Source organism: Streptomyces sp. NPDC002680 (assembly GCF_042889145.1).
Classification (GTDB): domain Bacteria; phylum Actinomycetota; class Actinomycetes; order Streptomycetales; family Streptomycetaceae; genus Streptomyces; species Streptomyces adonidis.
In genome coordinates this window covers 119121-146107 of record NZ_JBIAQP010000015.1, presented here as the reverse complement: position 1 = coordinate 146107, position 26987 = coordinate 119121, and the positions used below count along the sequence as shown (strand labels likewise).

20 protein-coding genes are annotated in these 26987 nt (G+C 66.8%); 14 read left to right on the top strand and 6 right to left on the bottom strand.

Translation table 11 applies throughout. From position 1 onward, the window contains the following. Positions 1–191 precede the first annotated feature (191 nt). The 4 genes from ACFYXF_RS34615 to ACFYXF_RS34600 are packed head-to-tail and all read left to right on the top strand — an operon-like array spanning position 192 to position 7519. On the top strand, positions 192–1667 hold the full coding sequence (locus tag ACFYXF_RS34615) for an ATP-binding protein (RefSeq protein WP_389355715.1): 1476 nt from the start codon (positions 192–194) through the stop codon (positions 1665–1667). A 47-nt stretch (positions 1668–1714) separates the two neighbouring features. Then, entirely contained in the window at positions 1715–4504 is a 2790-nt protein-coding gene (locus tag ACFYXF_RS34610; RefSeq protein WP_389355713.1) for a Z1 domain-containing protein, read from the top strand. Beyond that, complete coding sequence (locus ACFYXF_RS34605) at positions 4501–5508, top strand: PD-(D/E)XK motif protein (protein ID WP_389355711.1); 1008 nt, start codon at positions 4501–4503, stop codon at positions 5506–5508. The genes ACFYXF_RS34610 and ACFYXF_RS34605 overlap by 4 nt, the downstream gene beginning before the upstream one ends. Beyond that, positions 5501–7519 carry an AIPR family protein gene (locus ACFYXF_RS34600; RefSeq protein ID WP_389355709.1) on the top strand — a complete coding sequence of 673 codons (2019 nt, stop codon included), beginning with the start codon at positions 5501–5503 and terminating at the stop codon, positions 7517–7519. The genes ACFYXF_RS34605 and ACFYXF_RS34600 overlap by 8 nt, the downstream gene beginning before the upstream one ends. A gap of 29 nt (positions 7520–7548) precedes the next feature. Here ACFYXF_RS34600 and ACFYXF_RS34595 read toward each other — a convergent pair whose 3' ends face one another. Continuing rightward, positions 7549–7737 (bottom strand): hypothetical protein, encoded by a 189-nt coding sequence (locus ACFYXF_RS34595; protein ID WP_360920775.1) that lies wholly within the window; start codon positions 7735–7737, stop codon positions 7549–7551. 65 nt (positions 7738–7802) lie between these two features. Between ACFYXF_RS34595 and ACFYXF_RS34590 the strand changes: the two genes are divergently transcribed. Next, a complete protein-coding gene (locus tag ACFYXF_RS34590; RefSeq protein WP_389355707.1) occupies positions 7803–8324 on the top strand; it encodes a very short patch repair endonuclease in 522 nt (173 codons plus the stop codon). Here the strand turns inward: ACFYXF_RS34590 and ACFYXF_RS34585 are convergent. Next, entirely contained in the window at positions 8252–10228 is a 1977-nt protein-coding gene (locus tag ACFYXF_RS34585) for a DNA cytosine methyltransferase (protein ID WP_389355705.1), read from the bottom strand. The two genes, ACFYXF_RS34590 and ACFYXF_RS34585, sit on opposite strands and share 73 nt — an antisense overlap. A gap of 522 nt (positions 10229–10750) precedes the next feature. On the opposite strand from ACFYXF_RS34585, the gene ACFYXF_RS34580 reads away from it, so the two are divergent. Both ACFYXF_RS34580 and ACFYXF_RS34575 read left to right on the top strand, forming a co-directional pair. Next, a complete protein-coding gene (locus tag ACFYXF_RS34580) occupies positions 10751–12952 on the top strand; it encodes an ATP-binding protein (protein WP_389355704.1) in 2202 nt (733 codons plus the stop codon). Beyond that, positions 12949–14166, top strand: a complete 1218-nt coding sequence (locus ACFYXF_RS34575) for a hypothetical protein (protein ID WP_389355702.1) — start codon at positions 12949–12951, stop codon at positions 14164–14166. The genes ACFYXF_RS34580 and ACFYXF_RS34575 overlap by 4 nt, the downstream gene beginning before the upstream one ends. A gap of 85 nt (positions 14167–14251) precedes the next feature. Here the strand turns inward: ACFYXF_RS34575 and ACFYXF_RS34570 are convergent, their stop codons facing one another. Next, positions 14252–16297, bottom strand: coding sequence for a hypothetical protein (locus ACFYXF_RS34570; RefSeq protein WP_389355701.1), 2046 nt, complete (start codon positions 16295–16297; stop codon positions 14252–14254). A 581-nt stretch (positions 16298–16878) separates the two neighbouring features. Beyond that, positions 16879–17781 carry a LysR family transcriptional regulator gene (locus tag ACFYXF_RS34565; RefSeq protein ID WP_389355699.1) on the bottom strand — a complete coding sequence of 301 codons (903 nt, stop codon included), beginning with the start codon at positions 17779–17781 and terminating at the stop codon, positions 16879–16881. 168 nt (positions 17782–17949) lie between these two features. Between ACFYXF_RS34565 and ACFYXF_RS34560 the strand changes: the two genes are divergently transcribed. Next, positions 17950–18888 carry a family 2A encapsulin nanocompartment shell protein gene (locus ACFYXF_RS34560; protein WP_389355697.1) on the top strand — a complete coding sequence of 313 codons (939 nt, stop codon included), beginning with the start codon at positions 17950–17952 and terminating at the stop codon, positions 18886–18888. Positions 18889–18898: 10 nt separating this feature from the next. Then, positions 18899–20986, top strand: a complete 2088-nt coding sequence (locus ACFYXF_RS34555; protein WP_389355696.1) for a family 2A encapsulin nanocompartment cargo protein cysteine desulfurase — start codon at positions 18899–18901, stop codon at positions 20984–20986. A 148-nt stretch (positions 20987–21134) separates the two neighbouring features. Here the strand turns inward: ACFYXF_RS34555 and ACFYXF_RS34550 are convergent, their stop codons facing one another. Continuing rightward, on the bottom strand, positions 21135–21797 hold the full coding sequence (locus ACFYXF_RS34550; protein WP_389355694.1) for a hypothetical protein: 663 nt from the start codon (positions 21795–21797) through the stop codon (positions 21135–21137). Between the two features lie 49 nt (positions 21798–21846). On the opposite strand from ACFYXF_RS34550, the gene ACFYXF_RS34545 reads away from it, so the two are divergent. Both ACFYXF_RS34545 and ACFYXF_RS34540 read left to right on the top strand, forming a co-directional pair. After that, entirely contained in the window at positions 21847–22380 is a 534-nt protein-coding gene (locus tag ACFYXF_RS34545) for a hypothetical protein (RefSeq protein ID WP_389355693.1), read from the top strand. A gap of 77 nt (positions 22381–22457) precedes the next feature. Next, entirely contained in the window at positions 22458–23138 is a 681-nt protein-coding gene (locus ACFYXF_RS34540; protein WP_389355691.1) for a hypothetical protein, read from the top strand. 10 nt (positions 23139–23148) lie between these two features. Here ACFYXF_RS34540 and ACFYXF_RS34535 read toward each other — a convergent pair whose 3' ends face one another. After that, positions 23149–23862: a hypothetical protein gene (locus tag ACFYXF_RS34535; protein WP_389355690.1), complete on the bottom strand. Its 714-nt coding sequence runs from the start codon at positions 23860–23862 to the stop codon at positions 23149–23151. 156 nt (positions 23863–24018) lie between these two features. Here ACFYXF_RS34535 and glnT point away from each other — a divergent pair, with 156 nt between their 5' ends. The 3 genes from glnT to ACFYXF_RS34520 all read left to right on the top strand — a co-directional run bounded on the left by glnT (position 24019) and on the right by ACFYXF_RS34520 (position 26947). Then, positions 24019–25362, top strand: a complete 1344-nt coding sequence (gene glnT / locus ACFYXF_RS34530) for a type III glutamate--ammonia ligase (RefSeq protein ID WP_389355688.1) — start codon at positions 24019–24021, stop codon at positions 25360–25362. A gap of 62 nt (positions 25363–25424) precedes the next feature. Continuing rightward, the gene (locus ACFYXF_RS34525; protein WP_389355686.1) at positions 25425–26282 is read left to right on the top strand and encodes a glutamine amidotransferase family protein; all 858 of its coding nucleotides are present in this window, start codon (positions 25425–25427) and stop codon (positions 26280–26282) included. Next, positions 26270–26947 (top strand): glutamate synthase, encoded by a 678-nt coding sequence (locus ACFYXF_RS34520; RefSeq protein ID WP_389355684.1) that lies wholly within the window; start codon positions 26270–26272, stop codon positions 26945–26947. Before ACFYXF_RS34525 ends, ACFYXF_RS34520 begins: the two co-directional genes overlap by 13 nt. Positions 26948–26987: the final 40 nt, after the last annotated feature.

Here is a 26987-nt window from a genome sequence, read left to right as displayed (position 1 = left end):
AGAGATCACCTACGTCAGACGAGCCCCTTTCGGTACCATGCTCCGAACGGGGGATTTCGGTTGTCGTGGGACGAGTAGCGGCACACTCACCGCACGAGGCTCAAGAAGTCCTGCCACACGCCGCTCCCCGGAGCACACAGGCGAACCGACCGCACAGGACTGACCGGGTACACCGGGTACGGAGCGTGAAGATGGACTTCGACGTCGCCGCTCCCGACCCTGCTGGCATGGTGGCGTCGCTCAGTTCGCTCGGTTACTCGCTTCCCGCCGCCGTCGCAGACCTTGTGGACAACAGCGTCTCGGCTGAAGCCCGGAACATCGACGTCGACTTCACGTGGGACGGGCAGCATTCCTGGATCGCTGTGGCGGACGACGGCAGGGGGATGACGGAGCCCGAGCTTGTGACCGCCATGACGGTGGCGGCCCGCGGTCCGTCAGCCGAGCGGAGTGCCACAGACCTCGGCCGTTTCGGTGTGGGGCTGAAGTCCGCCTCGTTCTCCCAGTGCCGCAGGCTCACCGTCGCCACGGTCAAAGACGGAGTCTGGCACGTCCGGACGTGGGACCTCGGCGTCGTGGAGCACTACAAGGAGTGGCGGCTCCTCCATGACCCAGGCGACACGACCACCGCTCTCCTGCGTCGGATCGCGGGAAGCATGCAGCACGGGACCATCGTCCTGTGGGAGCAGCTCTCCGGTTACCACAACACCGCCGTGGCCAGCGAAGACGAAAAGACGCAGGCCCAGTTCTATGCGGAGGCGGAGCGTACCGAAGCCCACCTCGCGATGGTCTTCGCCCGTTTCCTGCAGCATCCGGCCCGGTGCCGGCTCCGGGTGCGTGGCTCCGACCTCTCCCCGTGGGACCCGTTTCTGTCCACTCACCCGTCGGTACAGCGGATCCCCTGGGAGCCTCTGCCGCTGGGATCGGAGTCGGTGCGCGTGGAACCCTTCGTCCTCCCGACGGCACAGCGGCTCTCGGAGGCCGCCTACGAGTCGGCTGCCGGGCAGAAGGGTTGGCTGGGGCAGCAGGGGTTCTACGTCTACCGCCGTGACCGCCTGATCCTGGCCGGCGACTGGCTGGGGATCCGCGGCCTGCGGCGCGAGGAGAAGTACAACCTCGCACGGATCGCCGTGGACATCCCTGCGGAGACCGATGCCGACTGGGGCGTGGACGTGCGCAAGGCGAGCGTGGTTCCCCCCGTCTCCCTGCGTCGTCACCTTGAGAGGATCGCCAGGTACACCCGCGAGGTGGCCTCTCGTTCCGCACGACAGCGTGGTCAGGTGGTGTCGCGGGCGCACGGAGACCCCCTGAAGTTCGCCTGGAACGTGAAGCGCCACGACGGCCGGATCGTTCTGCGCATCAACAGGAAACACCCCTTGGTGAAGGCAGCGATGGACGACCAAGGCGGCAATCCGGATGCCGTCCGGTCGATGATTCGTCTCCTTGAGGAGACGGTCCCGGTCACGGCGCTCCGCATGCTCCATGAGACCGACACGGTCGACGATCCCGAACCCTTCGGCGGCCCAGGGCCGGCAGCTCCGGAGACCGTCGACATCGCCCGACAGGTGTACGAAGCACTCCTTGGGCAGGGCCGCTCTCCTGAGGACGCCCGGGGCGTCCTCAGCTCCATGCCTCCTTTCGACGAGCAACAAGGTTTCTGGAACTCCTGACACCTGGTAGTCCCTACTCTCAACCGACCCGGCCGCAGGAGGTCGCTGTGAGCACCACCCCCGAAGACAGTCTCGAAAAGGCCGAGCAGACGGCGGTTCTGCTGCTGCCAGGTGAGCGCCAGGCAACGCCAGCCGAGGTGGACTTCGCCGTGAACACCGCGGTCAGCATCCTCGCTGCCCAGGGGATCACCGTGGAGCGAGACCAGGTACGGAAGGTGATCGAGGCCCGAGCCTCGGTGTTCCAGGCCGATTCCTCCGCGATGAAGGACGACGAAGGGCACGTGCCCTGGCTTGCCGATGCGAAGGCCGGCCGGAAGTGGGACTTCTGGGACCGCTACCGGCGCTACCTCCTGACCGTCTCCAAACTGCCGATGCAGGTTGTGCGCCGAATCGACCAGAGCACCGACGACGTCCTCGGTGAGCTTGAGGACCCTCAGCGCGAAGGTGTCTGGCGCCGGACCGGCCTCGTGATCGGACAGGTCCAGTCCGGCAAGACGGGGCAGTTCATCGGGCTCGCCGCGAAGGCAGCCGACGCCGGCTACCGGCTCATCGTGGTGTTCGCCGGGATCCACAACGACCTGCGCAGCCAGACCCAACTCCGCATTGACGAAGGGCTCCTCGGGTTCGACACCCAGTACCAGTTCCGCTCGGACGACGACGCGCACCGTCATATCGGTGTTGGCGCGATGTCGCACGACAAGCGTCTGAAGGCCGCGTCGCTCACCACCAGTCACGAGAAGGGGGACTTCGCCCGCAAGACGGCGGTCTCCGCGAACGTGCCGGTGGGCAGCGTCCCGGTGGTCCTCGTGGTCAAGAAGAACCGACGGATCATCGACAACCTGCGGGACTGGGTGATCGACAACCACGGCGTGGAGGACCCGGAAACCGGCCGCATGGTCGTTCCCGACCTCCCCTTGTTCGTGATCGACGACGAAGCCGACAACGCCGGCGTGAACACATCCAAGGACCCCGACACCAACCCGTCGGCGATCAACAAGGCCATCAGGCGGTTGGTCAACAGCTTCACGAAGGCGTCCTACGTCGGCTACACCGCGACCCCCTTCGCGAACATCTACATCAGCCCCAATGCGGACCACGACGAGCTGGGCCCCGACCTCTTCCCGGATAGTTTCATCCGCACCCTGCGGGCGCCGTCCAACTACCTCGGTCCCGAGCGGGTCTTCGGTCTGCAGACCGACGGAGACGAGGAGGACATCGAGCCGCTACCACTCATAAGGCATATCAAGGACACGGACCTCTGGGTGCCGGACAAGCACAAGTCCCACCACCGGGTTCCCGACTTCCTGCCCGAGTCGCTGCAGCGTGCTATCCGGTCCTTCGTCCTGACCTGCGCGGCGCGTCGAGCACGGGGGCAGGTCGCCGTGCACAACTCCATGCTGGTGCACGTGACCCGCTTCACCGCCGTACAGCAACAGGTCCGCGACCAGATCGACGCCCATGTGCGTCTGCTCTTCGACGTCCTCCAAGACCGGTTCAGCAGTGCTCGCGAAGAACTTGAGGAAGAGCTGCGGGAGCTCTGGGACGAGGACTTCGTCCCCTGCACCGAGGACATGACCGGGGACAGGCTCGACTGGGAGGACATCGAACCGCATCTCCACGCCGCCCTCGGGAAGATCACCGCCATGGCTGTCAACGGTGCCGCGAAGGACGCTCTCCAGTACTACGAGCGCCGCGAGACCGGCCTGTCGGTCATCGCCGTAGGTGGCGAGAAGCTCTCCCGCGGTCTGACCCTCGAAGGGCTGTCGGTCAGCTACTACCTGCGTGCCTCCAAGACGTACGACACCCTGCTGCAGATGGGGCGCTGGTTCGGCTACCGTCCCCGCTACGAAGACCTGTGCCGCCTGTACACGACACGTACGCTGCAGCGCCAGTACGCGGAGATCACTGCGGCCGCTGATGAACTCCGGCGCGACGTCGAGGAGATGTCCGCGGTGGGACTCACTCCCCGCGAGTACGGCCTCAAGGTCAGGACCTCGTCGCTCGGCCTCGGCATCACAGCCTCCAACAAGATGAGGCAGGGCACGCGCGTCCGTCTCAGCTACTCAGGCGAGCTGCCCGAGACGACCATCTTCGACCTCTCCGAGAAGGCGGTTCGTAACAACCACGAGATCCTTGAGTCGTTCGTCGCGCGCCTCGACACGCTCTCTGCGGCGGAGGTGGACGAGCGGAGCGGGAGCATCACCTGGAGGGGCGTCGCAGCCGCGGACGTCACCGAAGGCTTCCTCGACTCATATCTCACCGACCGGCAGGCCCAGCGGGTGCGGCCGGCCTTCATCGCGGAGTACGTACGCCAGTGCGCCAAACAGGGTGAGCTGGGCAAGTGGACAATCCGCCTGGCCAGCCGACTGCCCGAGGGAGCGGCGGCCGAGATCGCGGGCCATTCCATCGGCCTCATCACGCGCAGCCACTCGAAGTCCTCGGAGGTCGTCCCCGGCCGCTACACGATCAAGCGCGTGCTCAGCCCCGCTGACGAGCTCTGCGACCTGACCCCGGAACAGTACGACCGTGCGCTGGAGGCCACACAGGAAGCCGCGAAGGGCAAGCTCAACAGGAAGGGCGAACCGCTCGATCCCGACACCCCTCGCGGTCGGCCTCTGCGTCACCAGCGTCGCGCTGACCAGCCGTTGCTTCTGCTGTACCCCCTCAGCCCTGCCGAGGTGGCCAAGTCGTCGGGGAACGCGGAGCCGGTCGCTCCGCTGGTTGGGTTTGCCATCAGCTTCCCGTTCTCCCGCCAGCAGTTGAAGACCGAGTACGTGGTGAACGACATCTGGTTCAAGCAGGACATGGAGTTCGACGACTTCGAGGACGAAGAGTGATCGACGAGAGTGTGTGGCAGGAGCTGGAGGCCCACCAGCAGACCCCGGGCAGATCTACCCGGCGGCTCCACCCCGACTCCCCGCACGACATCCAGGTGTCGGTGACGCACCCTGCCCTCCGGCGGATGCTGCTGCTCGGCACGGACGCCAGGACCGCCGACACTGTACGCCAGGAGATTCACGAACTGCCGGCCACCCGTGGCCTGCAGCTGAACCTGTCGTCTGTGTCCGGCAACCACTACGAGCTCCAGGTCTTGCTCACCGACGACGAACTCACGGAGGTGTTCACCCCGCTCGTCTCCGACATCGCAGAGGTGGTGCGGGACGCACCGACCACCGAGACTGCGGCGGAGGCCGCGGTTCGCCGCTACGTCCGGTGGCAGCAGCTGCTGCGCTCCGTGTCGCGCGAGGGCCTGTCCCGACAGGCCCGGTGCGGCCTCTTCGGCGAACTCCACTTCCTCCTTGAGTACGTGCTGCCGACTGTCGACCAGCACACCGCCGTCAGCTCCTGGACCGGGCCGCGGCAGACGAACCAGGACTTCCAGCTGCCCGGTGCCGCGGTCGAGGTGAAAGCGACCACGGCCCGCTCCCCCCGGACGGTCCAGATCGCGAGCGAGCGGCAGTTGGACACGGCCGACTCGACGCCCCTCGCACTGGTCCACCTCGTCTTCGACGACCGGCAGAGGGGGCTCGGCTTGAGTCTGAATGCCTTGGTGGACCAGATACGAGCCCGTCTGACCTCACCGTCCGCCTCCCAGCGCTTCGAGAGCCTGCTGATCCAGGTCGGCTACCTGCCGAACCAACGGGACCTCTACGACCACGATCGCTACACCCTGCGTCGCAGCGAGTTCTGGATGGTCGGGGAGGGTTTCCCCCGGATCGTCGAGGCCGAACTGCCGCCTGGGGTCGGCAACTGCACCTACACCATCGACGTGTCGGCCCTGGCTACCCACAGCGTGACCGCCGAAGCACTGGTCGACCTGATCCGAGGAACCCATGGCTGAGCACGACCTCCACGAGTACTCCCGCGCGCTGGTCACCGACATCCAGGCGCTGGCGGACGCCGAGGGTGGCTCGATCCCGAACACGTTCACCCAGCACGTACTCGACATCCTTGAGGAGGCCGGGGTCGTCACCGACGCGGCACTCGCGTACCACTCCTCCCGGGGACTGGAGATCTACGGCTACGGCCTGCCCGAGGACGGGTCCAGCCTCGACCTCTACACCACGGACTTCAACCTGACCCCGTCGAGCAGCAAGCTGACCAAGGCCGAGTCCGACAGGCTCTTCCGCCGGCTGTTCGCCTTCCTCGGTAAGCACGGGGCCATCCGCCCCAATCAGGAGGACAACACCGACGTGCACGACATGTGCGTCGGTGTGGAGAAGGCGTTGTCGGACGTTCCGAAGATCCGCCTCTTCCTCCTCAGCAACCGGGTCAGCACGACGAGTGCCCCGGAGCCCACGGAGTTCGAGGGGATTCCTGTCACCTACGAGCTCTGGGACCTCGCGCGGCTTCACAGGCACGAGACCTCCGGGAGCATCGGCGAGCCCATCAAGGTGACCTTCGAGCGTCCTCTTCCCTGCCTGGCGGCGCACAGCGACGAGCCGAACTACTCGGTCGTCCTGGCCGTCATCCCCGGTCGACAGCTGGCCGAACTGTACAAGGAGCACCGGACCCGGCTGCTCGAACTCAACGTCCGGTCCTTCCTCCAGACCCGTGGTGGCGTGAACAAGGGCATCCGCGACACCTTGCTGAAGGATCCCAGCCGCTTCCTCGCCTACAACAACGGTGTGACCGCCACCGCCTCGGACGTGGACTTCGAGACCGACGAGGACGGCAGCCCCGTCGCCATCAGGAGCATGACCGGCCTCCAGATCGTCAACGGCGGCCAGACCACCGCCTCGCTGCACCACGTCCTGACTCAGGACAAGCGGGACCTGGACGGGGTCCACGTGCAGATGAAACTCACCATCGTCGATCCTGCGTACCTTTCCGAGATCGTTCCGAAGATCTCCCAGTACTCCAACACCCAGAACAAGGTGACGCTGGTCGACTTCAGCTCGAACCACGAGTTCCACGTCGCCTTCGAGCGTGTCTCGCGCAGCCTGTGGGCTCCGGCAACCGACGGCAGCGGTCAGGAGACGCGATGGTTCTACGAGCGGGCACGGGGCCAGTACACCGACAAGTCCGCCGAGTACGAGACCCGCGCCGCCCAGCGCAAGTTCAAGCTGATCACGCCGACGCGGCAGCGATTCAGCAAGTCCGACCTGGCCACCTTCGTGCATTCCTGGGAACAGCTCCCGTACTGGGTGAGCCGCGGCGCCCAGAAGAACTTCGCCCACTTCATGGAGCGGATCGAGAAGTCCGACCCCACAGTGGACGTGCAGTACTGCAAGCGCGCCATCGCCACCGCCCTCCTCTTCCAGGCTGCCGACCGCATCGCCCGTACACACTCGGCAGGGAGCCACAAACGGCTGATCACGACCTACACGGTCGCCCGGCTCTCACTCGCCGCCGGGAAACGGATCGACCTCGACAGGATCTGGAACGAGCAGGGCACCACGGACGCCCTGAGGGACGCCCTCGACGAGCTCACTCCCCTGATCATGGAAACGGTGATCTCCGGCGACCGGCACGTGTCGGAGTGGGCGAAGAAGCCCGACTGCTGGGACGAGGTGTCCCGCATCCCGTGGACGCTCCCCGACGCCCTGGCCGCCGAGCTCACAGCCGAGCCCTTTGAGATCGCCTCCCCCGAGAGCACCGAGTCCGACGAGGCCGAAGCCGCCGTCGAGGACATCCCCAGCGAGGAGTGGCAGGCGCTCGCGGACTGGGCCCGTGAAGGCCGGGTCCTGCGCGCCGTCGACAGACAGCTCGCCGAACGTGTCGCGCAACGTCTGTCCCAGGGACGACGGGTCACCGGGGCCCAGGCCAGGCAGGCGATGGAGGTCTACGAAGAGTCCCTGAGGCATGGTTTCCAACCCGCCTCGGTCGGTCTCGACCACGAGATGGCGTGAGCGCGACAGACCTGGAGGAATCGGCCCACCTACAGGGTTCCCCTGCCCAACAGGTCGTCGATCGCGTCTTCTGCACGCCTCAGCACGATGCGCCCGTCCCCGTCACTGAATGCCAGCAACCGGGTACCCGGGTTGATGCCTGCTTCGGCGAGGATCCCGAGCGGGAGCTCCACACGGCCTGCCTCGTCGATGTCGAGTTCTGCGGGTTCTCGGATCACCCAGGTCAGTCTGCCATCCGGAGCACGCCCACAGGCGTGGCCGCCCATGGTGGAAGCATGGCCTCGTGAGCACAGACGAAGGATGGGTAAGCACGCCCTGGAGTGCACAGCTCCGAGGCCGCCGCATACGGGACACCGCACCGGAAAAGACTCTCAGGAGCGCCGTCCACGCCCTCGGGCTCCGCTTTCGACTGCACCGTACGGTCGCTCCTCGCTGCACGGCCGACTTCGTACTGCCCCGGCACTCCGTCGCGGTCTTCGTCGACGGCTGCTTCTGGCACGGCTGCCCCTCCCACGGCACACGGCACTTCCGCGGGCCGAACGCCTCGCGTTGGGAAGCCAAGATCACGGCCAATGTGGAGAGAGACGCCAGGAACACCCAGGCGGCAACGGACGCCGGATGGACCGTGGTGCGCATCTGGGAGTGCGAGGTCAAGGCTGACGCCGGGCGGGCAGCCCAGCGCATCGCCGACGTCGCACACCACAGCGTCCCTGTTCTCCCGGGGGCGGTCTGTCAGCCTGCGGTCAGTGCGACGTCGAAGGTGGCCTCGGTTCCCTCGTCCTCCTGCGGACGGGTCGGGCAGTAGTCGCTCAGCGGGCAGCTTCCGCAAACGGGCTGCTTGTCCCGACACAGGTTGTCGCCGATGAACCTGATGGCGGCCATGCGTACGGGTGCATCACGGCCGGCCCCGAGAAGCTTGATGAGGTTGAGCCGCCCTTCGGTCAGTCGGTTGGTCAGGTGCGACTCGTTCTGCTGCACCCTCGCAGCCACCCGCAACGCACTCTGGCTGACCAGCATGATGTCGCCGCCGGCCAGCAGCCTGAACAACGCGAGCTCAGCCGGCTTGAGCCCCATCTCCTTGCTGTGATCAAGAATCGAATCCGCGTTCACCCAGACTTCGGGCTTGTCGACAACCGGGCCGAGTCGGTCTTCCAGACGCTTGCGGAGCGCTGCTGTGGACGCCGCGTTCACGAGTGCGAGGTAGACGTCCCGCGTCAGTTCCTTGTGACCGGCGACATCGTCCATCACGTTGGCGAGTTGCTTCGGGTGCAGCTTGCTTCCCGAGAGCACCGCCATCACGAGAGCCCCGAGCGGCTTCATCTTCCGGCCGTTGGGGAACTGGTACCACTGCTCACCCGCGCGTTGCTCCTTGGCCCAGCGGGTCAGCTCCTCACGTGCCTTCGGCCACTTGTCCGTGGCCTCGTCACCCGCGGGAGCATCCTGCGGCAGAAGAACCCGTGCTGCGGCTTCGCCCAACAGCGGGGGGACCGCGTTGCCGATCTGCCGGAAGGCGTCGCTCCGCGTACCTGCGAACCGAAAGCGGTCCGGGAAGGTCTGGATCCTCGCAGCTTCACGCACGGTCAGCGTACGTGACTCTTCAGGATGGATGTACCAGTACCCGTCCTTGGCGATGTGCGCGGTGATGGTGCGGCTCAGCTCGTTCCAGTCCAGCTTCTTGTACTTGTCGGTGAACTGCTCCGCGTCGTACCTCTGGAATTCCTTCTCGTCGTCTTCCAGCTTCTCGTCAAGCTCGGAGTAGAGGGTTTTGGAATCCATGACCGTGAAGATCCTGAAGTCGTCGTTGCGAACCCGCCGGGTCATGTGGTCATGAATTACACCCTTGGCTGCCCTCTTGCGCATCTCCTTGGCGAAGACGGAGGGTTTTGGCTCCTGTTGCTCGTCGTAGTCGCCAACTCGGGCGCCCACCGCTTCCAGAGGCTCCGGGTTGAGCGCGGGAAGGTCGCCGATGGCATCCCGAAGGGTGGTCTGTTTCTTCGGCTTACCCCATGGGAAGTCGCCACCGTCCCTCCGCGCGAGCAGGATCAGACGCTTCCTGTGCTGCGGCACGCGGTAGTTCCACGCATCGACGAGGCGTACCTGGGTCACGTACCCGAGACTCTCCAGCTTTGCCTCGATGATGCGGATCACGCTGAAATCATCGCCGAGCCCCATGTCGGGGACGTTCTCCATGAGGACTGCACGTGGAAGAAGCCGCTCTACCACGTCGACATAGGCCCGCCAGAGTTCCTTTCGGAGATCGTGCGGGTCACGGTTGTGGTACTCGACCAAGTGCCGGATCTTGCTGCGTCCGGCACGACTGAACGGCTGGCAGGGGGGGCCTCCCGCCACGAGGTCGATTTCTGCGCCGGAGTCAAGGATTCGCTGGACGAATTCGCCTCGCTGGTCGTCGTCCCCGAGGTCGACGCAAAGGCTCATTCCCGGGAAGTTCGCTGCATGTGTCTCGCGAGCGCGCTCGTCGAAGTCCACGGCCGCAGCAGTGGTCCACCCGGCCCGCTGAAGGCCCAGGCTCAGCCCGCCGGCGCCCGAGAAGAGGTCGACAGCCAGGCGTTTGTCTTTTCCGTAACCGGACTGAACCCATTTCCTGAAATCATCCGGCTCACAGTGGTGCCTGTGCTTGTCCAGTTTGAGGCAGTCGCTTCGCTCCAGGGGCACGCCATACGTGTTTGTTGCCCCCTTCTCCTTCGCCACGACTCACTCCTCCGTACTGTCGACCTGAACGACCTCCAGGAGATCACGCACGACACTGCGGAGGCAAGGCTCCCGGCCGGTTCCCGCCGCCGTAAAGCGTCGACCGTCACACGGGTGACCTGCCCAGTGAACACTGCTGTTCACTCACCGTGCCGCATTGGCGACTTTAAGCAGTGCTCTCCTCTTGATCCACCCCATGTTAGAGGACACCTCCCGGTCATTCCTCGCGATCGCCCGGTTCTGAAGGTGCCAGGTCCATGAACGCCACCTGCTCAACGACCTCCCGAACCAGAAGGCACGTTCGATCACAAGGCTGCGTCTCCGTCGTGAGGCCGCAACTGCCGCAAACCGCCGCCCCGTTACGCGTACTGCCCAAATCTCCTGAGCGCTGCTTCCAGCGGCCTCTCCGCCGTTAAGATCGCAGCTGGTACCCCTCGGGCTGGGGTGCGGGCGCGAAGCGACCAGAGGGGGAGTGTGGACTCCGAGAACACGCAGGCGTTCCTACGTCCCCGTGCGCGCCTGATGAGCACACTCGGCGAGGAACTGATCAGCAACGAGCGGGTGGCGCTCACCGAGCTGGTCAAGAACGCCTACGACGCCGATGCCAGCCTGGTTGTGATCAGGTTCAACGGACCGTTGGAAGAGGGCTACGGTTCGATCGAGGTCTGGGACGACGGGCATGGAATGTCCCCCGAGACCGTCCGGGACGCCTGGATGGAAATTGCCACACCGTTCCGGCACCGTGCCCCGCACAGCGAGCGGTTCGGGCGGCGTGTGCTTGGCGCGAAGGGGATCGGGCGCTTCTCCGCTGCCCGCCTCGGCGCCGTGACCGCGATCACGAGCCGCAGGGCCGGCGGCCCCGAGGTGAACATCCGGCTCGACTGGAGCGACTTCGCAGCCGAGAACGCCTACCTCGACCAGGTGCCGGTCCAGTGGAACGTGGGCGCTCCCGAGGTGTTCGCCGACAACGGTGAAGCGAGACGGCTCTTCGACGAGGTGACAGCTGCTTTCCGCACCAGCGAGAGCCAGGCCGCTTGGATGGGCTCCCACGGCACTCTCGTCCGGCTCGAAGGGCTGAGGCAGGACTGGGAGACCGAGTCGGTGGAGAGCCTGAAGCGGTCCCTGTCCCGGCTCCTTCCCCCTCCCCCTCCCGTGGAGCTGGACGTACACGACCAGCCGGAGTTCGCGATCTACCTCTCCCTTCCGACTGGGCCGTTGGACCACCACACCGGTTTCGTCGGTGCCAGCGAGGCTCTGGCGCATCCGCACTACCGCCTCATAGGGACCATCGACGAAAACGGTCTCGCCGACCTGACCATGACCAACCTGACGTCCGGGCAGTCAGAGACCCTGAACCAGTACCTCTTCCCGTCGCATGGGAAGGCACCCAAGTGCGGTCCCCTCAAGCTCGACCTCCGTACCTGGGACCTCGACTCGGCGTCTCTCAAGGAGATGCTCAACATCGACCTCGGGGCCCGCAACATCACCGAGGTCCGCAAGCTGATCAAGGACAACAGCGGGGTCGCCCTCTACCGGGACGGCTTCCGGGTGCAACCCTTCGGCGAGGTCGACTTCGACTGGCTCGGCTTCGACCTCCGCCGCGTGAACAACCCCACCATGCGGTTCTCCAACAACCAGGTCGCGGGTTTCGTGTACATCTCGGCGGACGGCAACCCCGGGCTTCGGGACCGGTCGCACCGGGAAGGACTCATCGACTCGCCCGAATACGAGGACCTGAAAGGTGTCCTGACCCAGGCCGTGAGCCGACTCGAGAGCTGGCGCTACTTGCTGCGCCACCCGAAGAGAGAGAGACGCGAGTCGGGTCCGATCACGGCGGACACCCCCTCTGGTGCTGGAAGCGACCGTCACGGCCTGTTCCAGAACTTCACCCTCTCGCCCGTCCGGGACGTGGTCAACGCGAAGTACCCGGACGACACCGAGTTGAGCCGCGCATTGGAGGAGGCTCAGGAAACGATCAACGAGAGCGTCGAGAAGGTCCAGGAGGTCCTCTCGCAGTTCTCCCGCCTCGCGACTCTCGGAGCGCTGGTCGACGTCGTACTGCACGACGGTCGAACGGCACTGACGCGGATCGCCTACGTCCTCCGCCGCCTGAACAAGCTGGCAGGCCGTAAGCGCGACGAGGACGAACAACTCGCCTCCGCTCTCACGAAGATGCACGTCGACCTCACGGCGCAAGAACAGGCTTTGGACCGGCTCTTCACTCGCGTCGAGCCGCTGAGCGGCCGGCGGCGAGGCCGCCCCCGCGCCCTGTCCCTCCAAGCCGCGATCGACGAGGCCGTCGCGGTCCACGAGGGCACGCTCAAGAAGCACGGCATCACCGTCACCGTCAGCGGCGAGGACGTGACAGTGACGGCTGACCCCGGTGACATCTCCCAGGTGGTCCACAACCTCGTAGGGAACTCCATCTACTGGCTCTCCACCCTGCCCGAGGGGAAGGAGCGCACCATCCTCATCGAGACGAGGCGGACGCCCGACGACGAGGTCGACATCGACGTGAGCGACAGCGGCCCCGGAGTACGTGAGGAGATCCGAGAGATGATCTTCGACACGTACTTCAGCGACAAGGAGGACGGCATCGGGCTGGGCCTCAGCATCGCCGGCAGCGTCGTGAAGGACTTCTACGACGGCGATCTGTCCCTGGTGACGCCAGGGCCCCTCGCCGGAGCCACGTTCAGGGCAAGACTGAGAAGGAGAGTTGGGTGACGGACGGGGGCGCGGTGTACCGGGTCTTGATTGTCGAGGACGAGGTGGACATCGCGGAGGAACTATCCGAGATGCTCGGGGAGGAGCTCTCGGACCTCGGAACGCTCGACATCCACGTCGAGAACGATTTCGACGAAGCTGAACGCCTTTTGGAATCCCAGGCGTTCGATCTGGTCGTCCTGGATGTCAGGGACGCGACACGGGGTGGTTCGCCCGCGCACCCGAACCTGCAGGGCCGTGAACTGTACGACCGGATAGCCAAGACCCGCTGGGTGCCGGTCGTGTTCTGCACCGGCCTCGCGGAGCAGGTGAGCGACCTGGCCCAGCCACCCCTCATCCAGGTGGTCCCCAAGAACCGGCTGGACGACGCCGTCACCGCGATCCGGGACGGTCTTGAATCCGGTGTCCCGGTCCTCACCCGGCACATCACCGCACTCGTGGACGAGCACGTGCGCGGATTCCTGCGGGACGAGATCGCCCCGAACTGGGACCGGCTCGCGGCTGCCGACCGTAGTCAGATCGCCCCTGCCCTCGTACACCGCCTCGCAGCCTGGTTGAAGGAAAACGCGGTCGAGGCCCTCGGAGCCGCGCTCGGTTCCTCCGAGGACCGTGTGATGGGACATGCGTCGACCGCCCGGATGTACTTGATGCCGCCGGTCACGAAGCACGTGACCGCGGCAGACCTTCTACGGGACCCCCAAGACGGCTGGTGGGTTGTTCTTACGCCTGCGTGCGACCTCTACGAGGACGCGCCCGGCGCCGGCAACCGCGTGGCCAAGGCCGAGTATGTGCGTCTTGCCAAGGCGGTTCCGCTGAGCGAAGCACCCTTGATCGCTCGCTGGGTCGAGGCGGGGTCCCCCGGCAAGGGGAGCCGGGAGCGGAACGCTGCTTTGGACATGTTCCGCGACAACCATGCTCGTTACCGGATTCTGCCCAAGTACCTCGACATCCCAGACCTATTGGTCGACTTCGAGATCGTGCAGTCCGTTCCGTTGGAAGATGTCCGTTCGTGGACCCGAGTTGCCACGCTGGACAGCCCGTTCGCCGAGGCCATGCTGACCTCGCATGGGCACACCATTGCCAGGATCGGCACCCCCGTCGTCGACTTCGAGAACATCAAGCAGTCCCTCGGGCTGGACGGAAAGGGGAAGGCCGCGGACCAGAACTCGGTTCCGAACCCTCGTACCACGACGAAGGACGCCAAGAAGTCCTGATTCTCGGCCCGGATGATCAGCCTGTCGGCTCTAGCCCAGGCGCTGGATCCTGAAGCGTGATCTGACCTTGACGGTGTCGGGAATCTCAGACGGCAGAGTCGTGGAGCCCTGTGGTCCATGGGAGATGGGCTGGCCCATGCCTCCGCAGAGCCCGATACGCCGGCACGAACTCGTGAACAAGTGCGAAGGGGGGAGCGCTCTTCAACCGGTGGCACTCTCCGGCAAGAACTTCAGCGAAGGCCAGCAACTTTCGGTGGGCTGCTCCCTCCAACAGGTGCGCTGCCGCCTTGGCGCCGTCGCTGATCAGCTTCGTGGTGCTGATCAACTCGTCCTTGGCGGCTGGATCCCCGTGTGCAAGGGCAGGCGACAAGCGGTCTCGTTCTCCGAGCACATGGGCAGCTGCCAAGTAGAGAACCGATGACGCTGCTGTCTCGGCGGGTTCTCCCGCATTGGTCATGGCGTTTGCCAGCAGGGGGAGAGCGGCGAAAGGCAGGGGGTCGGCAATGTCCCAGAGGGACTCCGCGATCTGGAGCCCGGCATGTGTTCCCGTACGGTCCACGTGCAGCAGAGGCCGGTCAGGAGAGGCCTGACGTAGTTCCCAGCGCTCGACGCTGGGGTCCGCGATGGCGGCCTTGAGGATCGCACGAAACGCCTCTCTCAGGCTCTCAACGGAGACGTCGGGCACGTCCAGTCGCACGAGACTCCCATGGCGCCGGATGTCCAGAACTGGGAATCTGGCTTCTCCGGCTGCCTGGAGGATGGAGAGGTCACGGCCGACGTAGTTCGAGTTCTCCGCGTCCCGGATGACCAGCGATGCGTTCTGTGCGTAGGCCACGGCGACCCCGTGTTCGAACCCGCGGCAAATGGCGCGAGCGCTGAGCGCTGCGTCCAGTACCTCGTCAAGATCGGCCGGCCGTCCGCCCAAGAGGAGTGTGCTGTTAACGGGGTCCCAGCGGAAGTCCTCGTGGGCGTTCGCGTTGCGCCACTCGGAGCGGATCGTGGAGGCAAGCAACTCGCACAGCGGCTGACCGTCTTGAGCTGCCAGCAGATCCCGGACGGTGGCGAGTGGGGCCCCCTGCGGAACTGTCCTTCCCAGCAGTTCCAGTACCACGACAGCCGTGCGCCTGACGTCTGCTTCCAGCACGGCCCGGTACAGGTCCATGACCGCCCGCGCCTTTTCTTCCTGGTATTCCTCCTCGCGGTAAGCGTCGAGGTAGGCGATCTGTCCCCGATGGGCGGACACCATCTCCGGTTCTCGAGCGACATGCCGTGCCATCACTGAACATGCCAGTTCCGCATCGGACTTCAGAGGGGACGTCACCAGGTCACGTCCCAGGAGGGCAGCGCGGTGCGTTACCAAGGGGCGATCGGAGATCGCTAGGACGGCAAGGTGATGGAGAAGTATCACCGTTAGTGGCAGCGAGTCATCGATCAGATGTCTCATGCTCCGGCGCAGCCGATGATCGAGCATCTGCGGGGCTTCCGCCCAAGCGGCCAGGAGGCGGGCCCGCGACGCCACACCCGCCCCGGGACCCAGTTGCTCGGCCGATACCCCGAGCGTTCGCTGGTAGACGTCCTCGTAAGGAAGGCTGGCGTGATCAGTTCTGGCGGCAGCTTCCAGAGTTCGCCCGGCCGCCTGGGCCGCGAGAGCATACCTCCGTACTGCAGACCAAGCGGACTCCGCCCATCCCTGTTCCAGGCAGGCGAACAGCGCTTGAGCCTCGCTCCGATTCGCTCGCGCCAGGTCAGTCGCCAACCGTCGCTCTGCCGCGCTGGTACGGGACGGACTGAACCGGGACACCTCTTCTGCGACAGCACCCAAGGCAACAACCGAGGCGTGGAGACTCCGCAACAACTCCGGAAGCTGCTTCCCGACGGTTCGGCCAGAAGCGGTCCGCAGGCGCAGGATCTCCGTAACCTTCTCGTCTGTCTCCCGCTGAAGCCCGGACAGGTTGGCTTCCTTCAGCACTGTTTTCCATTGCGCGCGGGTCACCGGTGCAAAGGCGACTTCCTGCTGTCCCGTGCTCGGCTCACGCGGCGCGGAGAGATTCAGTTTTCGGATGACTGCTCGCGCAGCCGTGCAGGATTCTCGTTCAACTGTGCCCAGTTGGTCGGGAAGGGTTGCGTCCACCAGCACAGGATGACACCGGCGACCCGTTTGAAGCGTGATGTTTTCCTTGCGACGCTCGGTACCCTCGCCCGACGACGATGCTGTCTCGGCGACGCCGACGGGAGGGTCTGTGGGAGGCCGACAACTCGGACGATCCGCTTCCGTGCTACCTGCGGTACCTGTCTCGGTGGCCAGTCGGTGGCCGGACGCCTTCGGACTGTGCGGTACGAGATACCGTCGTCCAGTACCGTGCGTGTGGTCTGATCAGGCACGATGTCATTTCGTGGCACGAGCTATCACGAGGCAACATGATCACTCGCGCCCTCGTAATGCGTAGGTCTCGGGTTCGAATCCCGAAGGCGGCTCTGTGGAAGCCCTAGGACTCACTCGCCGTGACCTGGGGCTTTTGCTTTTGGTGTGCCCTCCCGGTGGCGTCGGGCGCGAGCCAGCCCGCTGTTCAGGGTCTCAATGGTGGTCTCCAATCGAAGGCTCGTCAGTCGTATCGTGTGACCGTGATCCGGGCGTCGGCCGGATGCGGCATCAGGGAACTCGGCGTTCCGTGGATCGTCGGCGGCCTCCTGCTCCGGCCGGTATCCGCCGCGTCAGGACGGCCACTCCGGTTCCGACAAGGTTGCCTTCAGGGCGTTCAGGAGTACCTGGGCCGGTTGGGATGCGGGGGGTTTGCCGTGTACCGCGGCTACCACCTGTCTGCGCATGCCGGGGATTCTGTCGAGTCTGACGCCGGGGTGTCTGTTGGCCAGGAGGGTCAGGCCGGGTAGCAGGCTTACGCCCAGGCCGGCCGCCACCAGGGCCTGTACGGCTACGTAGTCGTCGGTCTCGAATTCGACGATCGGGGAGAAGCCGGCCTGGCCGCAGGCCGCGACCAGGTGTTCGCGGCAGCGTTCGCAGCCGGCTATCCAGCGGGTTTCGGCGTAGGTGGCCAGTTCCGCGCGGGGGCCGTCCCAGGAGCGGTCCGCCGGTGTCACCACGTACAGCGGTTCGTCCAGGAGCGGGGTCATGGTCGTGTCGCGGCGGTCGCGCTGGGGCGGGTCTCCGTGTTCGAAGATCAGCGCCACGTCCACCTCGTTGTTGCGCAGGGCGTCGAGGGCGTCCGGGGGTTCGGCCTCTACGAGGGTCAGTTCGACGCCGGGGTGTTCGGACAACACCCGGGCCGCTGCCAGCGGGACGAGGGTGGCCAGTGCCGAGGGGAAGGCGGCCAGGCGGATCCGGCCGGTGCGCAGGCCGGCCAACTCGTCCAGTTCGGCGTGGACCGATTCGACCTGGGCGAGGATCGACTCGGCGCGGTCCACCAGAAGCCGGCCGGCCTCGGTGAGCCGGATGCCGCGTCCCATCCGCTGCAACAGCGGTACGCCGACCTCGGCCTCCAGCTTGGCGAGCTGATGGCTCACCGTCGGCTGGGCGTAGTGCAGCGCCTCGGCGGCTGCCGTGATCGAACCCTCGCGGGCGACGGCGACCAATACGCGCAACCGACTCAAGTCGATCATTTGGGAATCATAGCCAGCTTCGATGACAGCCTCGAAAACACGCATTGGACCGCTTCCACGGCCACTGCGAGGGTAAGTGGGAAAGTTCGTGCGAGACATACGAGACATTTCGATCGAGATATTTCGACTTGCACGTGCCCGCTCCCGGGCGCGGAAAGGAGACGTCGCATGACCACGGCTGTGAATCCACCGTCGCGATCCATGTCGGTGAGCGACCGCGCGGCGCGGACCCTGGCGAACGCCACCAAGACCGTCCCGCAGATGGTCTCCATCACGCCTCGCTGGCTGGTGCACCTGATGTCCTGGGTGCCGGTCGAGGCCGGTATCTACCGGGTGAACAAGGTCGTTCACCCCGAGTCGGTACGCATCGAGTGCGACAACTACGACGAGTCGCCGCTGCCCGACACCTTCGTCGACTACTCGCAGGAGCCCCGGGAGTACCGGCTCAAGGCCGTCCAGACGGTCCTGGACCTGCACACCCGGATCGCCGACCTGTACTCCAGCCCGCACGACCAGACCGCACAGCAACTGCGGCTGACCATCGAGGCGGTGAAGGAGCACCAGGAGGGCGAGCTGATCAACAGCCCGGAGTACGGGATGCTGGCCAGCGTCGCGGACACGCAGCGGATCTCCACGCTGGCGGGGCCGCCCACGCCCGACGACCTGGACGCCCTCATCACGAAGGTGTGGAAGCAGCCGGCCTTCTTCCTCACCCACCCGGAAGGGATCGCCGCGTTCGGCAGGGAGTGCACCCGGCGCGGTGTGCCGCCGGCCACGGTGAGCATGTTCGGCTCGCAGTTCATCACCTGGCGCGGGCTGCCGATCATCCCGTCGGACAAGGTTCCGATGGAGAACGGCAAGACCAAGTTCCTGCTCATGCGCACCGGCGAGTCCCGCCAGGGTGTGGTCGGACTGTTCCAGCCCGGGCTCTCGGGGGAGCAGGGGATGGGGCTGTCGGTCCGCTTCATGCAGATCGACCGCAGCGCCATCGCCTCCTATCTGGTCTCCCTGTACTGCTCGCTCGCGGTGCTCACCGAGGACGCGCTCGCCGTGCTCGACGACGTCGAGGTGGACAAGTTCCATGACTACGCCCCCAGCTACCGGTAGCAACGGAGCCGTGCCGGCGTGGCTGCCGGACGAGGAGACGCTGAACCGGCTGGCCGGGGAGTTCTTCCGGGCACTCCCCGGGCAGGAGGCGGTGGGTACGGAGCCATCGGCTTCGGTGGCGCAAGCGGCTCCGGCCGCGGTCCCCGCCCCGGTCTCCGACGGGCCGGTGGAGTGGCCGGCGCCGGTCGGGCTGCCGGCCATGGACCCGCCTTCGGCGGCGACTGCGGCCGGGACGATCCCGCAGGCGGACCTGCCCTCTTCGGGGCCGGCGACCGGTACGAGTCTGTCGGTGCCGACTGCCGGGACCGGTCCGTCGGCCGTCCCTCGTCCCTCGGTGCCGACTGTCGGGACCGGTCCGTCGGCCGGCCCCCGTCCCTCGATGCCGACCGCCGGGACGAGCCCGCCCGCTGGGCCGCCGCCGACCAGCGGCCCGGCCACCTACGCGGCCGGTGCGCCCGGCGTTGCCGGAAGCGTTCCGGAGCCGGCGGTAGCCCTGCCGGTGGCGCCCGGGCCGCCGTCCGCCGCGTCGTCGGCCGTACCGATGGCCGCACCCGTGTCCGTGTCCGCGCCGGTGTCCGCACCCGCGCCCGTGTCCGCGCCCGAGCCGGTGTCCGCGCCAGTTTCCGCACCCGTGCCCGCTCCGGCCCAGCTTTCAACTCCCGGGCCGTACTACTTCCTCGACGAGGCACCCGGATTCCCCGCGCGGGCGCCGGCGCTTCCCGGCTTCGGGCATCTGGGGCTGCCGCCGCTTCCCGACCCGGCGGCGCCGACGGCCACGGCCTCGCCGTACTACTTCGTCGAGGAACCCGGCGTACCCGGCGTACCGGACGTACCCGCTGCCCTCGCCGGACTGCCGCTCGACCCGCGTCCGGGGTTCGACGTACGGGCCGTCCGGCGGGACTTCCCGATCCTGTCCGAGCTGGTCAACGGGCGTCCGCTGATCTGGCTGGACAACGCGGCGACCACGCAGAAGCCGCAGGCGGTGATCGACCGGCTGGTCGAGTTCTACTCGCGGGAGAACTCCAACATCCACCGCGCGGCGCACGAGTTGGCCGCCCGGGCGACGGACGCCTACGAGGGTGCCAGGAAGACCGTCGCCCGGTTCGTCGGGGCGGGCTCCGCCGAGGAGATCGTGTTCGTACGGGGTACCACCGAGGCGATCAACCTGGTGGCCAAGGCGTGGGGGCCCCGGAACATCCGCGCGGGTGACGAGATCGTCCTCTCCCATCTGGAGCACCACGCCAACATCGTGCCGTGGCAGATGCTGGCGGAGCAGACCGGTGCCGTGATCAAGGTGATCCCGGTCGACGACGACGGGCAGTTGCTGCTCGACGCGTACGCCGGGCTGCTGTCCGACCGGACCAGGCTGGTCGCGGTCACCCAGATGTCCAACGCGCTCGGCACCGTCGTACCGGTTGAGAAGGTCATCGAGTTGGGGCATCGGGTCGGGGCACGTGTGCTCGTCGACGCGGCGCAGTCGGTTCCGCATCTGCCCATCGATGTCAGGGCGCTGGACGCGGACTTCCTTGTCTTCTCCGGGCACAAGCTGTTCGGGCCGACCGGGATCGGGGTGCTCTACGGCAAGCGGGAGGTGCTGGAGGACATGCCTCCGTGGGAGGGCGGCGGCAACATGATCACCGACGTCACCTTCGAGAAGTCCAGCTATCAGCCGCCGCCCGGTCGTTTCGAGGCCGGTACCGGCAACATCGCCGACGCGGTGGGGCTGGCAGCGGCCATCGACTATGTCGAGCGCATCGGCCTGCCGAACATCGGGGCCTACGAACACACGCTCGTCGAGCACGCCACCGAGGGGCTGCGGGGGGTGCCCGGGCTTCGGCTGGTCGGTACGGCTCCGCACAAGGCCAGCATCGTGTCGTTCGTGCTGGACGGCTATGAGCCGAGCGAAGTGGGCACCGCGCTCAACGAGGTGGGGATCGCGGTGCGTTCCGGTCACCACTGCGCGCAGCCGATCCTGCGGCGGTACGGGCTGGAGGCGACCGTCCGGCCCTCGTTCGCCTTCTACAACACGCACGAGGAGGTGGACACGCTGGTCGCGGCGGTCCACCGGCTCGCGGACCGTCGCGGAGCGCGCCGCTAGAGACCATCACGCCGACCCCGCCCCCATGTCCGGATCCGGGGGCGGGGTCGGCCGCCTTCGGGGGTCATCGCCGTCGTCCGACCCTCGGCGACAGCCTCGACGGCGCCCCACACATCCAGGCCCCACACATCCAGGCCCCGCACATCCGTCAATCGGCGCGCCGCTCCAGTACCGAGGGGTCCGTGAAGGCCGGGTCGCGGGGTGTGTCCGTGCGGAACTTCTCGCCGGAGTCCCAGTCCCAGGACTCCTCCTCCTCGGCCAGCCGCTCGACCATCTCGAAGAACCGGCTCTCGACCGGGCGCAGGCCCGCCACCACGTCGGTCAGGTCCCGGGCGTCGACGAACCGTGCCTCGCTCCTGCCGACCGACAGCACCGCCAGCCATCCGTCGGCATCGGCGGGCCAGAGGTTGGCTCCGGTCTCGGCCCAGAACAGCACGGTGTCGTCGCCCGGCTCGGACTTGAATTCGCCCGCCGCGGCGAACACGAGCAGGGCGGTGTGGACGCTCCACTCGTCATATCCGAGGTGGAACAGATACGCCTCCAGGGCTCCGTCCCGGTACAGCAGAACACCGTCCGAAGATTTGGCGGAACAGGCATCGTCGACCCGCTCGGCGAAGTATTCTCTGGGCGTCGTTTCCGCGTCGACGGAATTCCATTCCGTGTCCGCCCGACGGCCGTTCCAGAGCCAGCCGTCGAACATGTCGGCCGGGTTCGCTATCCTTCCCAGGCCGGGCACCGGGGTGCCGAGCCACGCCTCGAACCCCTCCCGTGACATCGGTATGCGGGCGGCCACCATAAAGCTGTCCGACATGACTTCCTCCCCATCCTTCGATTTCTTCTCTTCCCCACTCGGAGACGCAATGGATATCACGTACTCGCCCGTCACGGAACTCAACCTCTTGAAGGATCTGCAGGACCGGATCGGTTACGAGAATTTCGCCGAGGGATTCGGTCTTACGGAATACGGTGACCTCTCCGGGCTGGTGGCCGGCTGGTCGGACGACCCGGAATTCACCGGTCGGCTGATTCCCTTCGCGCAGGCCACCGGCGGCGGCTCGTTCTACGCGCTCTGGAAGATCGACGACCGGGCCGACCTGGCTACCCTGCCCGTGGTCGTCTTCGGGGACGAGGGCGGGCAGCACGTCGTCGCCCGCGATCTGCGGGAGCTGTTCCAGCTGCTCGGCTTCGACACGGAGATCAGCGTCGACTGGGACAGCGCCTACTTCTACCGCGACGAGGACGAGCCGCACACCGACGGCCGCGACGAGTACGTGGCCTGGCTGGACGAGCACTTCGGGCTGGCGGTGGCCACGGATCCCGACGCCGTCCTCGCCGTGGCGCAGGAGGAGTTGGGGAAGCGGTTCGCGGACTGGGCCGGTCCTTTTCTACCCTGATCACTCTCGTCCCTCTTGTTCTTGTCCTCGTCCTCATCTCCCTTGGCTTCTTCAGCTTCCTTACGAGAGGTGGTCCCATGCACGGAGTGCCGCTGACCGAACGGGTCATCGAGGTCGTACGGCGTGATCCGGCGGCCAGTGCGCTGCCGTATCTGCTGCCGTATGTGAACGTGCCCTGGGTGAAAGGGGGCGTCCCCAGGCCGATGGCCGAGGACGAGCTGGCGCGGGCCGTGTTTCCGTCCGGGCGGCCGTTGTCGCCGAGTCTGCGGGCCTGGATGGCGTACGACACCAGCCTGTTGGCGCGGCACGGGTGGTTCGCGCCGGACGGTTCCTTCGCGCCGCGACCGCTCGATCAGCTGGTCGGGGACGAGATGGGCGACTTCTGGGGTACGGAGTTCGCGTGGCTGTCCGGGCGCTTCTCCGAGTGCTTCCTGCTCCCCGGCGGGTCGGACTCGCGGCGGATTCTGGCCGTCGCCGAGCCGGACGGGGAAGGTGAATACCCGGTGTTCGCCCTCGACTTGGATGATCTTCCGTATCTGGGGCTCATGTATCCGGGGTTCGATGTCTACCTCGCTGACACCGCGGATCTTCTGGGGCTCGGTGAACGGGAGAGCTACACCGACCTGATCGGTCACCCGACGTACGGGCCCCGGATGCGCCGGCACGCCGCCCAGTGCTTCGCGGGGGCCGGCTCTGTGCAGTACCCCTTTGACTTCGAGCCCGTGTACGCCGAGTTGTGTCCCGAGCCGAGGCAGTGACTCCCCGCCGCTACAGGCGCCACCACCACGCTTCGAGGTCCTCGTCGTCGGCGAACTCCACCGGCATCGCGTAGGGCGACCGTTGGGCGATGGGCAGGGCGTCGGTGCGGCGGACCACCGCGCGCAGGTCCCGTACGGCAGGCATCTCGGCCAGTTCGTCGACGTCGTACGGGCAGCCCGCGGGGCCGCCGAGAAGGGCTTCGCAGCCGAACGCGTACCACTCGCCTATGAGTTCATGGTTCCCGTCCTTCTCGGCGGCCATGGCGATCTCGCGGACCACGTCGATCAGCGGGGTGCGGCGGGGCGGGGTCGTGTCCAGGCCGTGGAGTTCGCCTGCGTCCGTCATGCGCTGCCACAGGGCCGTGCCGGCGTCGCAGTAGAGGAACGGCGGGTCGACGTAGCCGTCCTCCAGCCAGGAGTCGTAGCCGTCGAAGTCGGGGGCGTCCTCGTCGAACGTGCGCAGTTCCGTGAACTCGGTCAGTGAGGCGAAGTACGCGGATCGCTCGGCGTGGTCGGGGTGGCGGGCGAGCGGGAAGCGGTACGTGTGGCCCCGGCGCAGCAGGATGTCCAGCACGCGGAAGTGCGTGAACGAGCAGTCGTGGCCGCTCTGGAAGGCGTACAGCGCCGCGAACCAGTCCCGGACGCGTGGGTCGTTCGGCTCGGTGTGGGTGTCCAGGACGCGGATCGAGTCCGCGACCAGGTCCTCGATCGCATGGTCGGACATGGCCGTATCCAAGCAGGCCCCACTGACAATGTCGGCGCGCCGCTGATCGTCTCGGCTTACGGGGAGCTTCCACGGCGGAAATCTCTCCGTAATGCCGCGAGTGTCTACTCGTAGGCAACAAAGATTCACCACAGTGGACACCCTAAGGAGGGGCCCATGGTGACCGCCGCCCCCGATCCCGCCGGACTTCCCGAACTCCCCGATCTCGCCGAACTGGTCCGCGCCGACGGCATCGAGTTCGTCCTCGCCGTCTTCGTCGATCTGACCGGCAAACCGTGCGCCAAGCTCGTCCCGGCCCAGGCCGTCGAGGAGCTCCGTGACGAGGGCGTCGGGTTCGCCGGGTACGCGGCCGGTGCGCTCGGCCAGCAGCCCAGCGACCCCGATGTCATCGCCCGCCCCGACGCGTCCTCGTACACCCCCGTCCCCTTCGTCAAGCCCGGCCTGGCCCTGGTCCACTGCGACCCGTACGTGGAGGGCGAACCCTGGCCCTACGCGCCGCGCGTCATCCTGCGCCGGCTGCTGGAGCGGGCCGCCGCCCAGGGGCTGTCGCTGTCCGTGGGCGCCGAGGTCGAGTACTTCCTCGTCAACCGGGACGAGCACGGTGTGCTGCGGGTCGCCGACTCCAGGGACACCGCCGCCCAACCCTGTTACGACGCACGCGGGTTGACCCGGATGTACGACCACCTCACCGCCGTGTCCAGCGCCATGAACTCCCTCGGCTGGGGCAACTACGCCAACGACCACGAGGACGGCAACGGCCAGTTCGAGCAGAACTTCAAGCACGCCGACGCCCTGACCACCGCCGACCGGGTCATCACCATGCGGTACCTGGTGTCGATGCTGGCCGAACAGCGGGGCATGACGGCCACGTTCATGCCGAAGCCGTTCACCGACCGCACCGGTACCGGCATGCACATGCACATGTCGCTCTGGCGGGGTGACCAACCGGCCTTCCCCGACGCCACCGACGAGCGCGGGCTCGGACTCTCCCCGCTCGCCTACTCGTTCGTCGCCGGGATCGTCGAGCACGCGCGTGCCCTCCAGGCCGTCATCGCGCCGACGGTCAACTCCTACAAGCGCACCGGCGCGGTCAACACCCGGTCGGGCGCCACCTGGTCACCGCGCGTCGCGGGGTACGGCGGCAACGACCGCACCCACTTCGTACGCGTCCCCGACGGCAACCGCATCGAACTGCGCGGCGGAGACGGCGCCGCCAACCCCTACCTCGCCGCTGCCGCCGCCCTCGCCGCCGGACTCGACGGCATCGAACGCGGCCTCGACCCGGGCGAGCCCGGCGCGGCCGGCAAGGGCCCGGAACTCCCGCCGACCCTGCTGCACGCCGTCGAGGCACTCCAGGCGGACGAGGTGATCAGCGGCGCGCTGGACGCGGTCGGGGCCGGGGTCAGCCGGTACTTCGCCGATCTCAAGCGCGAGGAGTTCTTCGAGTGGCACGCGACGGTCGGGCCATGGGAACTCGACCGCTATCTCACTGCCTTCTGATCGACTTCTGATCGGCTTCTGACCCACTTCCGCCTTTTGGCCGCCTTCTGAAGGGACTTGAGATGTGCGGAATCGTCGGGCTCCATCTGCGGGAGCCCTCACTCGAACCCCGGCTCGGCGAACTGCTGGCCGCGATGCTCGGCCAGGTCGTCGAACGCGGCCCCGACTCGGCGGGCGTCGCGGTCTACGGCGACCCGCGGCTGTCCCCGCCGGGACGGACCGTCGTGTCGCTGCTGGGCACTTCAAAGGCCGAGGTGGAAGCTGTACTGCCAGGTGTCCAGGCCTACGATGCCGACGCCACGACCGTGGTGCATGCCGACGTCTCCTCGGTCACCGCCGCGCTTCCCGGCGCCAGGGTCATCGGCTCCGGCGAGGGGTTCGCCGTACTCAAGGGCACAGGAAATCCGGTGGAGTTGGCGGACGCCTTCGGGCTCGCCGGCGTTACCGGGTGGCAGGGCGTCGGGCACACCCGTATGGCCACCGAGTCGGCCGTGACGCCTGAGGGCGCGCATCCCTTCTCCGTCGGTCCCGGACAGTGCCTCGTGCACAACGGCTCCTTCGCCAACCACGCCACCATCCGGCGTGAACTGCGCGCCCAGGGCGTCGAGTTCGACAGCGAGAACGACTCCGAGGTCGGTGCGCGGTTCGTTGCCCGTCAGCTGGAGCAGGGCGCCGATCCGGAGAAGGCGCTGCGGCTGTTGTGCGAGCGGTTCGACGGGTTCTACACGTTGCTGGTGTCCACCGGTGACTCCTTCGCCGTCGTCCGTGACGCCATCGCCTGCAAGCCGGCGCTCGTCGCCGAGACCGACGCGTGGGTGGCGATGGCGTCCGAGTACCGGGCCCTTGATGTCCTGCCGGGCATCGAGAACGCCCGCATCTTCGAACCCGAGCCGGAAGAGGTGTACGTATGGCGACGTTGATCGACCTGGCGGAGTCCCCGGTGCGGGAGTTGAACCAGGCGTTGCATTCGCCTGGCGGCGTGGAGGCCTGGCGGGTGGTGAATCCGCGCGGGGCGCACGCGGTGGCATGCGGCATACGGGAGGATCTCGCCGTTGATGTCGAGGGGCACGTTGGTTATTACTGCGCCGGGATGAATCAGCTCGCGACGGTCACTGTGCATGGCAATGCGGGTACGGGGGTTGCCGAGAACATGATGTCCGGGGTGGTTCGGGTGCGCGGGAATGCGTCGCAGTCGGCGGGGGCCACTGGGCATGGGGGGCTGTTGGTCATTGATGGGGATGCTTCCGCTCGGTGCGGGATCTCCATGAAGGGGGTGGACATCGTCGTGGGTGGTGATGTCGGGCATATGAGTGCGTTCATGGGGCAGGCCGGACGGTTGGTGGTCTGTGGGGATGCGGGGGATGCGCTCGGGGATTCGCTGTATGAGGCTCGGATCTATGTCCGGGGGACGGTGAAGTCGCTCGGCGCGGATTGTGTCGAGAAGGAGATGCGTCCCGAACATCTCTCGGAGCTGGGTGAGTTGCTCAAGGCTGCCGAGCGTGATGAGGATCCCGGGGAGTTTCGTCGGTACGGATCAGCCAGGGCGCTTTATCACTTCAAGGTGGATAACTCTGCGTCCTATTAGCGCCGTTGTTGGCTGCGGGCCCGGTGGGGGCTGGTCGTGC

Bases quoted from the DNA above. Each gene is read 5' to 3' on its own strand.
- ACFYXF_RS34615 (WP_389355715.1), top strand. From the start codon at position 192: ATGGACTTCGACGTCGCCGCTCCCGACCCTGCTGGCATGGTGGCGTCG.
- ACFYXF_RS34600 (WP_389355709.1), top strand. From the start codon at position 5,501: ATGGCTGAGCACGACCTCCACGAGTACTCCCGCGCGCTGGTCACCGAC.
- ACFYXF_RS34580 (WP_389355704.1), top strand. From the start codon at position 10,751: ATGAGCACACTCGGCGAGGAACTGATCAGCAACGAGCGGGTGGCGCTC.
- ACFYXF_RS34565 (WP_389355699.1), bottom strand. From the start codon at position 17,781: ATGATCGACTTGAGTCGGTTGCGCGTATTGGTCGCCGTCGCCCGCGAG.
- ACFYXF_RS34560 (WP_389355697.1), top strand. From the start codon at position 17,950: ATGACCACGGCTGTGAATCCACCGTCGCGATCCATGTCGGTGAGCGAC.
- ACFYXF_RS34550 (WP_389355694.1), bottom strand. From the start codon at position 21,797: ATGTCGGACAGCTTTATGGTGGCCGCCCGCATACCGATGTCACGGGAG.
- ACFYXF_RS34545 (WP_389355693.1), top strand. From the start codon at position 21,847: ATGGATATCACGTACTCGCCCGTCACGGAACTCAACCTCTTGAAGGAT.
- ACFYXF_RS34540 (WP_389355691.1), top strand. From the start codon at position 22,458: ATGCACGGAGTGCCGCTGACCGAACGGGTCATCGAGGTCGTACGGCGT.
- ACFYXF_RS34535 (WP_389355690.1), bottom strand. From the start codon at position 23,862: ATGTCCGACCATGCGATCGAGGACCTGGTCGCGGACTCGATCCGCGTC.
- glnT (WP_389355688.1), top strand. From the start codon at position 24,019: ATGGTGACCGCCGCCCCCGATCCCGCCGGACTTCCCGAACTCCCCGAT.
- ACFYXF_RS34525 (WP_389355686.1), top strand. From the start codon at position 25,425: ATGTGCGGAATCGTCGGGCTCCATCTGCGGGAGCCCTCACTCGAACCC.
- ACFYXF_RS34520 (WP_389355684.1), top strand. From the start codon at position 26,270: ATGGCGACGTTGATCGACCTGGCGGAGTCCCCGGTGCGGGAGTTGAAC.